Below are 14903 nucleotides of genomic sequence, written 5' to 3' on the forward strand. Positions count from 1 at the left end.
TGGTATCTCCCTATTTGATTTGAGGGCGTCTCAGGCCGGCAGGCGGGCGAGCTGTGCCTGCAATTTGCCGAGGACCGCTTCAAAGTCGACCAACCGTTGCTTCTCAAGTTCCACGACATTGGCCGGAGCGCGGGCCACGAAGCTCTCGTTGGACAGCTTGCCGTGGCACTTGGCGATCTCCGCTTCGAGGCGTTTGACTTCCTTGCCAAGGCGCTCGCGCTCGGCTGCAACGTCGATTTCCACCTTCAGCGCCAGCTTGTTGGCGCCTACCACGGCCAGCGGCGCGCCGGCCGCCTGCGTGTCGAGTGCCGCCTCGTCGGCGAGTACCTGCACCTCGGAGAGTTTCGCGAGCGTCTGGAGATACGGCGCGATCGACTTGAGGAAATCCACGTCGCCGGCGACCAGCAGCGGTACGCGCTGCGCCGGCGACAGGTTCATTTCGCCGCGCAGGTTGCGGCATGCGTCGACTGCCGCCTTGAGCTGCTGCATCCACGCCTCGTCGCTCTCGTCGATCTTGCCGGCGTCGGCGACCGGGTACGGCTGCACCATGATGCTCGCTTCGCCCGGCGCCTTGTCGGCCGGATAACGGCCGGCCAGGGGCGCCACCTTCTGCCACAGCGCTTCGGTAATGAACGGAATGATCGGGTGCGCGAGGCGCAGCACCGTCTCGAGCACGCGCAGCAGCGTGCGGCGCGTGGCGCGCTGCTGTGCCGGCGTGCCGTTCTGGAGCTGCCACTTGGCCAGCTCGACGTACCAGTCGCAGTACTCGTCCCACACGAACTTGTAGATGGCGCTGGCGATGTTGTCGAAACGATAGTCCGCAAAGCCCTTTTCGACGTCGGCCTCCACGCGCTGGAGCAGCGATACGATCCAGCGATCGGCGCGCGAGAAGTCGAGCTGACCGTCGGGGCCGCAGTCCCCCACGCACGGCGCCAGGCCGCAGTCGTGGCCTTCGCAGTTCATCAGCACGAAGCGCGTGGCGTTCCACAGCTTGTTGCAGAAGTTGCGATAGCCTTCGCAGCGCGCCAGGTCGAAATTGATGTTACGTCCGAGCGTGGCCATCGAGGCGAACGTGAAGCGCAGCGCGTCGGTGCCGAACGGCGCGATCCCATCGGGGAATTCCTTGCGGGTTTTCTTCTCGATGCTCGCCGCCTGCTTCGGATTCATCAGTCCGGTAGTGCGCTTGGCGACCAGCGCCTCGAGCGACACGCCGTCGACGATGTCGATCGGATCGAGCGTGTTGCCCTTGGACTTGGACATCTTCTGGCCTTCGGCGTCGCGCACCAGGCCGTGCACGTACACGGTCTTGAACGGCACCTTGCCGGTGAAGTGGGTGGTCATCATGACCATGCGCGCCACCCAGAAGAAGATGATGTCGAAGCCCGTCACCAGCACGGACGACGGCAGGAAGTGCTTCAGTTCCGGCGTCTCCTGCGGCCAGCCGAGCGAGGAGAATGGCACCAGCGCGGACGAGAACCACGTGTCGAGCACGTCTTCATCGCGCTTGAGTGCGCCGGTGTAGCCGGCCGCGCGCGCCTTGCCGAGCGCTTCGGCTTCGGTGCGGGCGACGTACACGTTGCCGTTTTCGTCGTACCAGGCCGGAATCTGATGGCCCCACCAGAGCTGACGGGAAATACACCAGTCCTGAATGTTCTCGAGCCACTGGTTGTAGGTCGTGGTCCAGTTCTCCGGCACGAACTTGATTTCGCCATTGCGCACCACGTCGAGCGCCGTTTCGGTGATCGACTTGCCCGGATGGAACGTGCCTTCGGGTGCCGGCTTGCTCATCGCCACGAACCACTGGTCGGTGAGCATCGGCTCGATGACCGTGCCGGTGCGGTCGCTGCGCGGCACCATCAGCTTGTGCGGCTTGACCGACTCGAGCAGCCCCTCGGCCTCGAGGTCGGCCACGATCTGCTTGCGCGCATCGAAACGATCCATGCCGCGGTACTTTTCCGGGGCGTTCTCGTTGATCTTCGCGTCGAGCGTGAGGATGTTGATCTGCGGCAGGTTGTGGCGCTGACCGACGGCGTAGTCGTTGAAGTCGTGCGCCGGGGTGACCTTCACCACACCCGTGCCGAACTCGCGGTCGACGTAATCGTCGGCGATGACCGGAATCTCGCGATCGGACAACGGCAGTCTGGCCATCTTCCCAATCAGGTGCCTGTAGCGTTCGTCCTCCGGATGAACCATCAGTGCGACGTCGCCCAGCATCGTCTCCGGACGCGTGGTCGCGACCGTGAGCGAGCCCGAACCGTCGGCGAGCGGGTAGCGGATGTGCCACAGCGAGCCGTCTTCCTCCTCGCTCACCACCTCCAGGTCGGACACGGCCGTGAGCAGGGTCGATTCCCAGTTCACGAGGCGCTTGCCGCGATAGATCAGCCCCTGCTCATAGAGCGTGACGAACACGTCGCGCACGGCGCGCGACATCTTCTCGTCCATGGTGAAGTACTCGCGGCTCCAGTCGATGGAGGCCCCCAGGCGACGGACCTGCCGCGTGATGGTGCTGCCCGATTGTTCCTTCCAGTCCCACACGCGTTCGACGAACTTCTCGCGGCCGAGGTCGTGGCGAGAGACTTTCTGGGCGTCGAGCTGGCGCTCGACGACGATCTGGGTGGCGATGCCGGCGTGGTCGGTGCCCGGCACCCACAGGGTGTTGGCGCCCTTCATGCGGTGATAGCGCGCGAGGCCATCCATGATCGTCTGGTTGAACGCGTGACCCATGTGCAGCGTGCCGGTGACGTTCGGCGGCGGCAACTGGATGCTGAAATCTTCGCGGGCGTCGTCGAAAGTCGGGCGCGCATAGCCGCGGCGCTCCCATTCGGGGCCCCAGTGGGCTTCGACGTCCTGCGGCTCGAAGCTCTTGGCAAGCGTATTGTCGCTGTCGCTCATGGATTGAATGGACCGTGTAATGCGTGAAACCTTGAATTATAAAAGATTCGGTGCCATTTCCGCGCCGCAGCAGGATTTATAATCGGGCTTCACTCGAAATTCCTTCCCGACATGCCCGATCTGCTCGCCAACCTGAACCCCGAACAACTGGCCGCCGTGACACTACCGGACGAGCCGGCCCTGATCCTGGCGGGGGCGGGTTCCGGCAAGACGCGCGTGCTCACCACCCGCATCGCCTGGCTCATCCAGCAGGGCCATGTCGGCCCGGCGGGCATTCTGGCCGTCACCTTCACCAACAAGGCCGCCAAGGAAATGCAGGCGCGCCTGGGTGCGATGCTGCCCATCAGCACGCGCGCGATGTGGATCGGCACCTTCCACGGTCTGTGCAACCGTATGCTGCGCGCCCATTTTCGCGACGCCGGGCTGCCGCAGAGCTTCCAGATTCTGGACCAGGCCGACCAGCTCTCCGCCATAAAACGGATGATGAAGGCCGCCGGGGTCGACGACGAGAAATATCCGCCCAAGAACCTGCAATATTTCATCAACAACGCCAAGGAGCAAGGCCTGCGCCCGCACGAGGTCGAGGCCAACGACGCCTTCAACCAGAAGTTCGTCGAGCTCTATACGGCCTATCAGGAGCAGTGCCAGCGCGAAGGCGTGGTGGATTTCGCCGAACTGCTGCTGCGCTGTTTCGAACTGCTCAGGCACAACGAGCCGCTGCGCGCGCACTATCAGGCGCGCTTTCGCCACATCCTCGTCGACGAGTTCCAGGACACCAACAAGCTGCAGTACGCCTGGCTCAAGATGCTCGCGGGCCCGGACGGCGCAGTGTTCGCCGTGGGCGACGACGATCAGAGCATCTACGCGTTTCGCGGCGCAAACGTCGGCAATATGGCCGACTTCGAGCGCGAATTCCGCGTTCGCCACCTGATCAAGCTCGAGCAGAACTATCGCTCGCACGGCAACATCCTCGACGCCGCAAACGCGCTGATCTCGAACAACGCGCGGCGTCTGGGCAAGAATCTGCGCACCGATGCGGGCCATGGCGAGCCGATCCGCGTCTACGAGGCGGCCACCGACCTGCAGGAAGCGAGCTGGCTCGTCGAGGAAATCAGAGCGCTCGTCGCGCAGGGGCTTTCGCGCCAGGATATCGCCATCCTTTATCGCAGCAACGCCCAGTCGCGCGTGATGGAGCATGCGCTCGTCGGCGCCGGCATCGCCTACCGCGTGTATGGCGGACTGCGATTTTTCGAACGCCAGGAAGTCAAGCACGCGCTGGCTTACTTGCGGCTCATCGAAAATCCTAACGACGATACGGCGTTCGCGCGCGTGGTGAATTTCCCGGCGCGCGGCATTGGCGCCCGCTCGCTGGAGCAACTGGCCGACGCGGCGCGCCTGTATAACTGCTCGATGTACGCCGCCGTGCCGTACATGACGGGCAAGGCAGGGACCAATCTCACCGCCTTCGTGCGTCTGATCGAGCAGATGCGCCACGACACCGAGCGGCTCACGCTGCCGGAGGTCGTCACGCACGTGATCGAGGCCAGCGGTCTGGTGGCGCACTACCAGACCGAAAAGGAAGGGCAGGACCGCATCGAGAACCTGCAGGAACTCGTGCATGCGGCCACGGCCTTCATTGCCGAGGAAGGGTACGGGCTCGATGCGCCGGCTCGTCTGATCGCGACGCGGCCCGCGCCGGCGGGCGCGCCGGATGTGCTCGCCTCGCCCGACGGCGTGGTCGATGCCGATACGCCGGTGGAGATGACGCCGCTTGCGGGCTTCCTGTCGCATGCCTCGCTCGAGGCCGGCGACAACCAGGCCGAAGCAGGGCAGGACGCCGTGCAACTCATGACGGTGCACGCTGCCAAGGGGCTCGAGTTTACGGCGGTGTTCGTCACCGGGCTGGAAGAGGGGCTTTTCCCGCACGAGAACAGCGCCATGGAGCTCGACGGGCTGGAAGAGGAGCGCCGTCTCATGTACGTGGCGATCACGCGTGCCAAGGAGCGGCTGTACCTGTCGTTCACGCAGACGCGCATGCTGCATGGCCAGACGCGCTACAACGTGCGCTCGCGCTTCTTCGACGAAATCCCCGAAGGCGTGATGAAGTTCCTCACCCCGCGCGCGCAGCCCGGCTCGCGCTCGGGACACGGCGAGCCGGCGTGGAACCGCGACTGGTTCGCGCGTCCGGGCGCACCGAAGCAGGAGGCGTGGACGGCCACGAAGTCGGAGCAGGCGCTGGCCGAGCGCTCGCGCGCGGCGCAGACCGGCTTCAAGCTCGGACAAGGCGTTTTTCACACCAAGTTCGGCGAGGGCAAGATCATCGGGCTGGAGGGTGTGGGTGACGAGGCGCGCGCGCATGTGCGCTTCGGCCGCCACGGCGAAAAGTGGCTGGCCCTGGCCGTGGCGAAGCTGCAGCCGATCGAGTAACGCTGTCGGCGCGCGTTGCGGGCTTGCGCACAATGATCAAGGGCGCCCTTGATTTTGTGGGAGAGCCGCGCGCGGGCTTATGCTTCCGGCGGCGCCACGTTGGGGTCGATGGCGCCGATTTCCTGGACGCCGAAACAGCCGCGATAGCTCGCATAGAACGAGCAGTACAGCACGGCGGTGAACAGGATCGAATACGGCATGAGCACGAGCATGGCGTATTGATACGCGCCCATCGCGGCCATGGCCAGCGCCACGATGAACGGCAGCACCGTCGCCACCACGGCCGTGCACAGGCCATACACGATGAACGCGCGCAGGTTGCGCACGCAGGCCGTCCAGCTGAAGAAGAGCGCCTTGACGGGCGGAACGTCGTGCCACGCCACGAGCACCGGCGCGAACCAGAACATCATCGCAACGGGGATGTAGGCCACACCGGCGGCGAGCATGGCCTGACCCATCGAGCCATTGACGATCGACTCTTCGCTGATGCGCCCGCCAAAGACCATCTTGCCGAGCAGATCGCCGCCGTCGAAAAGCGCCGAGAACAGGAAGACGATCACCATGGCGACGATGTAGTAGCCGCCCAGCACGAGCAGCCGGCGCGACACCTCCTTGCCGTGAGCGCGAAAGCCGTCGAGCAGCACGGGCGGCAGCACCTGCTTGTTCTTGATGATGTCGCGGCAGGCTGCCATGAAGCCCACGGATAGGCCCGGGATGAAGAGCAGCGGCAAAAACGCGCCCACGATCGGCAGGATCGAGAGCACCATCACGCCGAACAGATAGGCGAAGAGCAGCGTCAGAATGGCGAGCGGGTTCTTGCGGAACAGCCAGATGCCCTGGCGCAGCCACACATAACCACTCTTCGGCGGGACTTCAAGCAATTGCATAAGGTTCGAATGACTCCGATGGAGCGTGGGGTTACAGCCAGGGAATGGAAACCGCTTCGATACGCTGGCGCAGAATTCGTTCGAAATGGCCCGGGTCGTGCGGCTTGAGCATCTCGGCGGCGCGCGGCAAGTGAAAATCATACAGGCGCGAGAGCCAGAAGCGCAGCGCGCCGGCGCGCAGCATGTCGCGCCAGTGCGACGCCTCGATGTCGGTGAGCGGGCGCACCGTCTCGTATGCACGCAGCATGGCGCGCACGCGCGCCTCGTCGAGCACGCCGGTCGACAGGTCGCAACACCAGTCGTTGACGGTCACCGCCAGATCGAACAGCCACTTGTCGCAGCCGGCAAAGTAGAAATCGAAGAATCCGCCCAAACGCGACGAGCCGTCCGGCGCCGTATCGAACAGCACGTTGTCGCGAAACAGATCGCAATGGCAGGGGCCGGCTTGCATCGCTCGGTAGTCGGCCGAGGCGAAGAATGCTTCCTGGTGCGCCATTTCGCTCTCGAGCAACGCGCGCTCGGCGTCGTTCAGAAAGGGCAGCACGGCGGGCGCGGCCTCGCGCCACCACGGCAAGCTGCGCAGGTTTGCCTGCTCGAGGGGGAAGTCGCGTCCGGCCAGATGCATGCGCGCGAGCATGGCGCCCACATGCGTGCAGTGTTCCGGCGTGGGGGCCAGTTCGGAGCGGCCGGCGAGTTTGGTCACGATGGTCGCCGGTTTGCCGTTCAGCTCCCCCAGAATCTCGCCCGTCCGATCGGGAATCGGGTCCGGCACCGGCACGCTGTGATGCGCGAGGTGGCCCATCAATTGCAGATAGAACGGCAACTGCGTGGCCGTGAGCTTCTCGAACAGCGTCAGCACGAACTCGCCGCGTTCGGTCGTCAGGAAGTAGTTGGTGTTCTCTATGCCGGAACTGATGCCGCGAAAATCGAGAACATTCCCCAAATCGTAGCGTTGCAGCCATTCCTGGAGCTGCGCGGGCGAGACGGAAGTGAAAACAGCCATGCGTGCGTTGGTGGATGAAGCTCAGACAAACGGCCCGCGCGCGTGCGACGGGCCGCTGTTCGAGATGGACAGAATGCTGGCGCGCCGCAATTTCGTGCAGCGCGCGCGACGATCGAGCGATCAGAGTACCAGGGACCTCAGAGCCTCAGAACTTCAGGCCGACGGACGGCAGACGGTCGTTCTGCGACGTGTTGTCGCGCGTGCGCGGCGAGTTGTCGGGCGGGGTGGTCAGCTGGTAGTTGGTGCCGAAGCGCGAGTGCACGTCGATTTCGGTCGGCTTGCCGCGATCGCGGTATTCGGTCACCGTGGTGCCCTGGTCGTTGACGTAGTAGCTTGGCTTGCGTTCCTGATTGACGTCGACCGATGAGGTGCTCGATGCGGCCGCGCGGGCGTCGGCCTCGCGTTTGGCGGCTTGCGCAGCGGTCTCCTTGCCGTCCTGGGCAAAGACCGGCCCTGCGAGCAGCAGGCCGGCGCCGACGAGCAGGGGCAGAGCACGGGAAAAGCGCGTTTTCATCATTATTCTCCGAGGGCGGGAACGCGTCCGTGTCGCGCGGCGCAAGCCGGGCCGACGCGGCGGGGTCCCATACGTGCATTCTACCAAACGTGTTTCGCTTCGCATTGTGAAATCGTGCCGGGAATGCCGTGGTTGTTCGCGTGGCCGCCGGCGCGGTTCTCTAGATAGCGGCGGGCGCCAGACTCCCGATCGGCGTTCCGGAGGACGTTTCCGGCGGGAGGTAGCACGCCGGCGCGGATTGCGAACGCCGTGGGGAAGGCACTATATTTCGTCGGGTAATAAAGGAATCACGAAACATTCGTTCCTGACGGCGGCACAATGTGGCACGCTGTGTAGTTGTTCCAATGGGTGGCCACGTGCCACCCATCTGCATTCTGGAGTCTGCAAGTCATGTCGTCTTCCGCCGCCCCGGCTGCCGTCAAAACGGCGCCGCCTCGCCATCCTCCTACAACGCCCGGCCGCTGACCGCCGCGCTGGTCCTGATCGTCCTCGGCATCGTCTACCTGAACGCCGCGGTCGGGCCCAGGCAGGCCGCGCTTGCCGCCGTCGGCGCGCTGCTCGGGGTAACGCTCTATCACGCCGCGTTCGGCTTCACTTCGGCCTGGCGCGTGTTCATCGCCGACCGGCGCGGCGCGGGTCTGCGCGCGCAGATGGTCATGCTCGCCGCCGGCGTGCTGCTGTTCTTTCCGGCGCTGGCCGACGGAACGCTGTTCGGCAACAAGGTCGTCGGGCTGGTGTCGCCGCTCGGCGTGTCGGTCGCGTTCGGCGCCTTCATGTTCGGCGTTGGCATGCAGCTCGGCGGCGGTTGCGCCTCGGGCACGCTCTACACCGTGGGCGGCGGCAGCACGCGCATGATCGTCACGCTCGCCGCGTTCATCGTCGGCTCGGTCGTCGCAACGGCGCATCTGCCGTGGTGGGAATCGCTGCCGCACCTCAAGCCCGTCTCGCTGGTGAGCGCATGGGGCCTGTGGCCGGCGCTCGTCGCCAATCTCGCGCTGTTCGCCGCGATCGGCGCGTTCACGCTGTGGGCGGAGAAGCGTCGCCACGGCCGCGTCATCGGTGTGCCGATGACGCGCAGCGCCAAGGGCGCGCCTGCGCTTTTGCGCGGTCCGTGGCCGCTGCTGTGGGGCGCGCTCGCCCTCGTGCTCCTCAACTATGCGACGCTCGCGCTGGCGGGCCGTCCCTGGGGCGTGACGTCGGCGTTCGCGCTGTGGGGCGCTAAAGCCTTCATGGCGATGGGCGTCGACGTAGCCTCGTGGCCGTACTGGATCAAGCAGGCGAAGGCGCTCAATGCGCCCGTGGCGCAGGACGTCACCACCGTCATGGACATCGGCATCATTCTCGGTGCCCTGGTGGCCGCGTCGATAGCCGGCAAATTCGCGCCGGTGTGGAAGATCCCGTTGCGCTCGCTGCTTGCCGCGATCATCGGTGGGCTGCTGCTGGGCTATGGCGCGCGCCTCGCTTACGGCTGCAACATCGGCGCGTACTTCAGCGGCATCATCTCGGGCAGTCTGCACGGCTGGCTGTGGCTCGTGGCGGCGTTCCTGGGCAATGTGGTCGGTACGCGTCTGCGTCCGTTCTTCGGCCTGGAAGTGGAAACCACGCCGCGCGAGACGTCCTGCTGACCGGCGCCGCGCGGGCGCCCCGTGCGCCCCGCGCTTCGCCGAGGCCGTCCCGGCCGGAACGGCGCCCGCGAGACACGCGGGAGACTCCGGAGACGCGGGAGATTCGGCAGACGCGGGAGACTCCGGAGACGCGGGAGATTCGGCAGACGCGGGGCATGTGCGATATGCGCGGCATGCGGGACGTGCGGGACGTGCGGCAGATGCGGGACATGGGGCGCCGCTTTTTCATGCCCCCGCACGCCGCGCAGGCGAGGGCGACTACAAGTAGAACATCTTCTCGCTGGTTTCGGTCTCGGGCTCGATGTGGCCGTCGTAGAAGGCGAACACGGCCTTGAGGATTTCGTCCGGATCGTCGATCACCTGCACCAGATCCAGGTCCTTCTCGCTGATGAGGCCCATCGGCAGCATGGTCGAGCGCACCCAGTCCAGCAGTCCTTTCCAGAACTCCGTGCCGACGAGAATCACGGGCACATGGCGCGACTTCTGCGTCTGGATGAGCGTGAGCACTTCGGACAATTCATCGAGCGTGCCGAAGCCGCCGGGCATGATCACGAAGGCGTCGGAGTTCTTCACGAACGTGACCTTGCGCGTGAAGAAGTGCCGGAAGCGCAGCGAGATGTCCTGGTACTGATTGCCCTTCTGCTCGTGCGGCAACTCGATGTTCAGCCCCACGGTCGGCGAGGCGCCGCCATGCGCGCCCTTGTTGGCCGCCTCCATGATGCCAGGGCCGCCGCCGGAGATCACGGCAAAGCCATTGTCCGAGAATTTTCGGGCAATGGTCATCGTCAGTTTGTAGAACGGGGATTTCGGCTTGATGCGCGCGCTGCCATAGATGCTCACGGCCGGACGGATCTCCGAGAGGTACTCGGTGGCCTCGATGAACTCTGCCATAATCGTGAACATCTGCCACGACGCGCGCGCCTTTTTGGCCGTGGCGCGTTCATGGTCTGCCAGCATGCGCAGACTCGGTATTTCTTTTCTTCTCTTGGTCATATGTCGGAACAGCAAAGTCTGGAAGGTAAGACGCTCTTATTGGTCGATGGTTCGAGTTATCTTTATCGAGCCTATCACGCCCTGCCGGATTTGCGCGGCCCCAACGGCGAACCTACGGGGGCGCTGCACGGCATCGTCAATATGCTGCGCCGCATGCGTAAAGACGTACATGCAGAGTATAGCGCCTGCGTTTTCGACGCCAAGGGCAAGACGTTTCGCGACGACTGGTATCCCGAATACAAGGCCCACCGCCCCGCAATGCCGGAGGATCTTCGTCTGCAGATCGAGCCGATTCACGAAGCGGTGCGCGCGATGGGCTGGCCGCTGCTGATGATCGACGGCGTGGAGGCCGACGACGTCATCGGCACGCTCGCCCGGCGCGCCACCGAGCGCGGCATGCGCGTGATCGTCTCGACGGGTGACAAGGATCTCGCGCAACTCGTCAACGAGCACGTGACGCTCGTCAATACGATGACGAACGAGACGCTCGACGTTGCCGCGGTGAGCGCGAAGTTCGGCGTGCCGCCCGAGCGTATCGTCGATTACCTCACGCTCGTGGGCGATGCCGTCGACAACGTGCCCGGCGTGGAAAAGTGCGGCCCGAAGACCGCCGTGAAGTGGCTCACCCAATATGGCGATCTCGACAACCTCGTGGCCAATGCGGCCGAAGTGAAGGGCGCGGTCGGCGAGAATCTGCGCCGCGCGCTCGACTGGCTGCCGATGGGGCGCAAGCTCGTGACCGTGGCCGTCGACTGCGATCTCACGCCGCAGGTCACCTCGATCGAGGCGAGCCTGCAAACTCAGCCGGAAGACGCCGAAACCCTGCGCGACTTCTTCGCGCGCCACGGCTTCAAGACGTTGCTGCGCGAGCTCGAGGCGGCGCTCGCCACCCAGGCTGGCGAACCGGCGCCGGCGCCCGCCGCCGATACGATCGAGCGTCAATACGAAGCCGTGCTGACCTGGGAGCAGTTCGAGGCGTGGCTCAAGACCATCGAAGCGGCGGAGCTCACCGCGTTCGACACCGAAACGACCTCACTCGACGCAATGCAGGCGCAGCTCGTCGGCCTGTCGTTTTCGTGCGAGCCGGGGCGCGCGGCCTACATTCCGGTGGCGCACCGCGCGCCGGGCGACGTCGAGCAACTGCCGCGCGACGAGGTGCTGGCGCGTCTGAAGGGCTGGCTCGAAAATCCGGAGCGCAAGAAGGTCGGCCAGAACCTCAAGTACGACGCTCACGTGCTCGAGAACTACGGCATCGTGCTGCGCGGCATCGCGCACGACACGCTGCTCGAATCCTACGTGCTCGAATCGCACCGCAATCACGACATGGACAGCCTCGCCTCGCGCCATCTCGGGGTGACGACGATCAAGTACGAGGACGTGTGCGGCAAGGGGGCCAAGCAGATCGGCTTCGACGAAGTGAGCGTCGAGCGCGCCACCCAGTACGCGGCGGAGGATGCCGACATCACGCTGCGGCTGCACCGCGCGCTCTATCCGGACATCGCGCGCGAAGCCACGCTGGAATTCGTCTACAGCAACATCGAGATGCCCACGGCGCGCGTGCTGCAGCGCATGGAGCGCAACGGCGTGCTCGTCGACACGGCGCGTCTGGCGGCGCAAAGCGACGAGATCGGCCACAAGCTGATCGCGCTCGAAGCCGAAGCGTTCACGCTGGCCGGACAGCAGTTCAACCTGAATTCGCCGAAGCAGATCGGCGATATCTTCTTCACGCAGTTGCAGCTGCCGGTCGTCAAGAAGACCGCGAGCGGCGCGCCGTCGACCGACGAGGAAGTGCTCCAGAAGCTTGCCGAAGACTACCCGCTGCCGAAGGTGCTCCTGGAGTATCGGGGCCTCGCGAAGCTCAAGTCGACCTACACCGACAAGCTGCCGAAGATGGTCAACCCCTCGACGGGCCGCGTCCATACCAACTATGCGCAGGCGGTGGCGATCACGGGCCGTCTGGCGTCGAACGACCCTAATCTGCAGAACATTCCCGTGCGCACGACCGAGGGCCGGCGCATTCGCGAAGCCTTCGTGGCGCCGCCGGGCAGTCAACTGGTGTCGGCGGACTACTCGCAGATCGAGCTGCGCATCATGGCGCACATCTCGGGCGACGAAAGCCTGCTGCGCGCCTTTGCCAACGGCGAAGACATTCACCGCGCGACGGCCGCGGAAATCTTCGCGGTCACGCCGCTGGAAGTCTCCTCGGAGCAGCGTCGCTACGCGAAGGTGATCAACTTCGGCCTGATCTACGGCATGAGCGCGTTCGGGCTGGCGGCGAACCTCGGTATCGAGCGCGACGCCGCCAAGCAATACATCGACCGTTATTTCATGCGCTACCCCGGCGTGGCGCGCTATATGGACGAGACACGCAAGAGCGCCAAGGCGCGCGGCTTCGTCGAGACGGTGTTCGGGCGCCGGCTGTGGCTGCCAGACATCAACGGCGGCAACGGCCCGCGCCGGCAGGCCGCCGAGCGCGCCGCCATCAACGCGCCAATGCAGGGCACGGCGGCGGACCTCATCAAGCTCTCGATGATTGCCGTGCAGCGCTGGCTCGAGGACAGCGGCATGCAAACGCGTCAGATCATGCAGGTGCACGACGAACTGGTGCTCGAAGTCCCCGATCACGAACTCGCGCAGGTGCGCAAGCGCCTGCCCGAGCTGATGTGCGGCGTGGCCAAGCTGCGCGTGCCGCTGGTGGCTGAAGTGGGCGTGGGCGACAACTGGGAAAAGGCGCATTGAAGGGAGCGCTGAAAGCTGATTAACGGCGTGGCGCCGGCGCTCCGGGCGGTGCGCCGGGCTTGCGTACCGTTCGCGCTGGGCCGCCGGGGTGCGTCACCCAATAACGGTCATAGGGCGGCAGGCATACCCGAAGTCCGTACTCTGCGGTAAGGTAATCGTTATCGCCGGGCGCGCAAATGCCGACCGGCCGGACGGTTTTCCAAGCGCGGGAGTCATCGTGAGTGTGCATCGCATCGTTGTGGTCGGCGGCGGCGCCGGCGGTCTCGAACTCGTCACCCGACTGGGCGACAAGTACGGACGTGGCAAGGACGTTCAGATAACGCTGGTCGACCGTTCGCTCTCGCACATCTGGAAGCCGTTGCTTCACGAGGTGGCCGCCGGGGTGATGGACACGGCCACGCACCAGCTCTCCTACGTGGCGCAGGCCAATTGGCATCATTTCGAATTCGCCGCCGGCGAAATGATCGGACTCGATCGCGAAGCCAGGACGGTCCGGCTTGCGGCCGTCCCGGCGGCGGCCGACGAAGGGGAGGGCGACCTCTTGCCCGAGCGCACGCTGCCATACGACACGCTCGTGCTCGCCATCGGCAGCACCACCAATTTCTTCGGCGTGCCCGGCGCGCAGGAAAATACCATCGCGCTCGACACCGTCGAGCAGGCCGAGCGCTTTCGTCGCCGGCTGATGGCCGCCTGCGTGCGCGCGCAGAACGCTGCGCAGGCGCCCGCGCTCGACGTGGCGCCGGCCGGACCGCCCGCGGTTGCCGGAGATGGCGACGGGGCGGCGGCCGGACAGGCGGCCGGGCAGGCAGTCGAAGCGCGCCCGGCATCCTCTGCGTCCTCGGTGCAGACGGGCAACGCCCATCATCCCAAGGTCAATCTCGTCATCGTGGGCGCGGGCGCGACCGGCGTGGAGTTGTCGGCCGAATTGCGCAACACGGCCGAAGTGCTGCGCTCGTATGGCCTGAAGCTCGATCCGCGCAAGGACGTCGGTATCACGATCATCGAGTCGAGTCCACGCATTCTCAAGGCGCTGCCCGAGCGCGTGTCGGGCGCCGTGGCCGGCCTGCTCGGCAAGCTCGACGTGGACATCCTGTGCGGCGATTCGGTCGCCGAAGTGCGCAAGAACGAAGTCGCCACGACGAGCGGCAAGGTGCTGCCGGCGGACATCACCGTCTGGTCCGCAGGCATCACGGCGCCGGCCGTGCTCGGTACGCTCGGGCTGGCGGTCAACCGGCTGAACCAGATCGAAGTGCTGCCGACGCTGCAAAGCAAGACCGATCCGGACATCTTCGCCTTCGGCGACTGCGCGAGCTGCGAGTGGTCCGAACACGGTTTCGTGCCGCCGCGCGCGCAGGCCGCACACCAGCAGGCGAGCTTTCTCGTCAAGGCGATCGACGCGCGGCTCAAGGGGCGTGCCTTGCCGACCTTCACCTATCGCGATTTCGGCTCGCTCGTCTCGCTGGGCAGGTTCAGCGCCGTCGGCAACCTGATGGGCGGCCTCATCGGCGGCAGCATGTTCATCGAGGGACTGTTTGCCCGCGTGATGTACACCTCGCTCTATCGCATGCACGTGGCGGCGCTGCACGGCGTGTGGCGCATGCTGCTCGATACGGTGGCCAACCGTCTGCGTCGCTCGACGGTGCCGCGTGTGAAACTGCATTGACGCATTGACGTGCCGATGCGGGCGCGGCCTCGGAATCGTCCGAGCCGCGTCGCGCCCTCGTCCGAGTGCAATCGCCGTCCCCTTTCTAGTAATATCCGAACGTCCGGCGCCGGCCGCGCGGGTCGCACGCGTCGCTGTGCTTTTCGCGTCAGACGCGGCG

The 14903-nt window shown here is 65.4% G+C and carries 9 protein-coding genes; 4 read left to right on the forward strand and 5 right to left on the reverse strand.

Translation table 11 applies throughout. From position 1 onward, the window contains the following. Window positions 1–30: 30 nt before the first annotated feature. Window positions 31–2892, reverse strand: a complete 2862-nt coding sequence (locus PNO31109_RS17985) for a valine--tRNA ligase (RefSeq protein WP_150556831.1) — start codon at window positions 2890–2892, stop codon at window positions 31–33. A gap of 111 nt (window positions 2893–3003) precedes the next feature. On the opposite strand from PNO31109_RS17985, the gene PNO31109_RS17990 reads away from it, so the two are divergent. After that, a complete protein-coding gene (locus PNO31109_RS17990) occupies window positions 3004–5319 on the forward strand; it encodes a UvrD-helicase domain-containing protein (protein WP_150556832.1) in 2316 nt (771 codons plus the stop codon). Window positions 5320–5396: 77 nt separating this feature from the next. On the opposite strand, the gene PNO31109_RS17995 is transcribed toward PNO31109_RS17990, so the two are convergent. The 3 genes from PNO31109_RS17995 to PNO31109_RS18005 all read right to left on the reverse strand — a co-directional run bounded on the left by PNO31109_RS17995 (window position 5397) and on the right by PNO31109_RS18005 (window position 7726). Continuing rightward, window positions 5397–6206, reverse strand: coding sequence for a BPSS1780 family membrane protein (locus PNO31109_RS17995; protein WP_150556833.1), 810 nt, complete (start codon window positions 6204–6206; stop codon window positions 5397–5399). 31 nt (window positions 6207–6237) lie between these two features. Beyond that, complete coding sequence (locus PNO31109_RS18000; RefSeq protein WP_150556834.1) at window positions 6238–7209, reverse strand: homoserine kinase; 972 nt, start codon at window positions 7207–7209, stop codon at window positions 6238–6240. A gap of 145 nt (window positions 7210–7354) precedes the next feature. Further along, a complete protein-coding gene (locus PNO31109_RS18005; RefSeq protein ID WP_150556835.1) occupies window positions 7355–7726 on the reverse strand; it encodes a hypothetical protein in 372 nt (123 codons plus the stop codon). A gap of 458 nt (window positions 7727–8184) precedes the next feature. Here PNO31109_RS18005 and PNO31109_RS18010 point away from each other — a divergent pair, with 458 nt between their 5' ends. Then, entirely contained in the window at window positions 8185–9348 is a 1164-nt protein-coding gene (locus tag PNO31109_RS18010) for a YeeE/YedE family protein (protein WP_241013984.1), read from the forward strand. A gap of 258 nt (window positions 9349–9606) precedes the next feature. Here the strand turns inward: PNO31109_RS18010 and PNO31109_RS18020 are convergent, their stop codons facing one another. Beyond that, on the reverse strand, window positions 9607–10341 hold the full coding sequence (locus PNO31109_RS18020) for an LOG family protein (protein WP_150556837.1): 735 nt from the start codon (window positions 10339–10341) through the stop codon (window positions 9607–9609). On the opposite strand from PNO31109_RS18020, the gene polA reads away from it, so the two are divergent. Beyond that, window positions 10342–13080 (forward strand): DNA polymerase I, encoded by a 2739-nt coding sequence (polA, locus tag PNO31109_RS18025; protein WP_150556838.1) that lies wholly within the window; start codon window positions 10342–10344, stop codon window positions 13078–13080. Between the two features lie 223 nt (window positions 13081–13303). Continuing rightward, window positions 13304–14743, forward strand: a complete 1440-nt coding sequence (locus PNO31109_RS18030; RefSeq protein ID WP_150556880.1) for an NAD(P)/FAD-dependent oxidoreductase — start codon at window positions 13304–13306, stop codon at window positions 14741–14743. The last annotated feature ends 160 nt before the right edge of the window (window positions 14744–14903 follow it).

The organism is Pandoraea nosoerga (assembly GCF_902459585.1).
Lineage (GTDB): Bacteria > Pseudomonadota > Gammaproteobacteria > Burkholderiales > Burkholderiaceae > Pandoraea > Pandoraea nosoerga.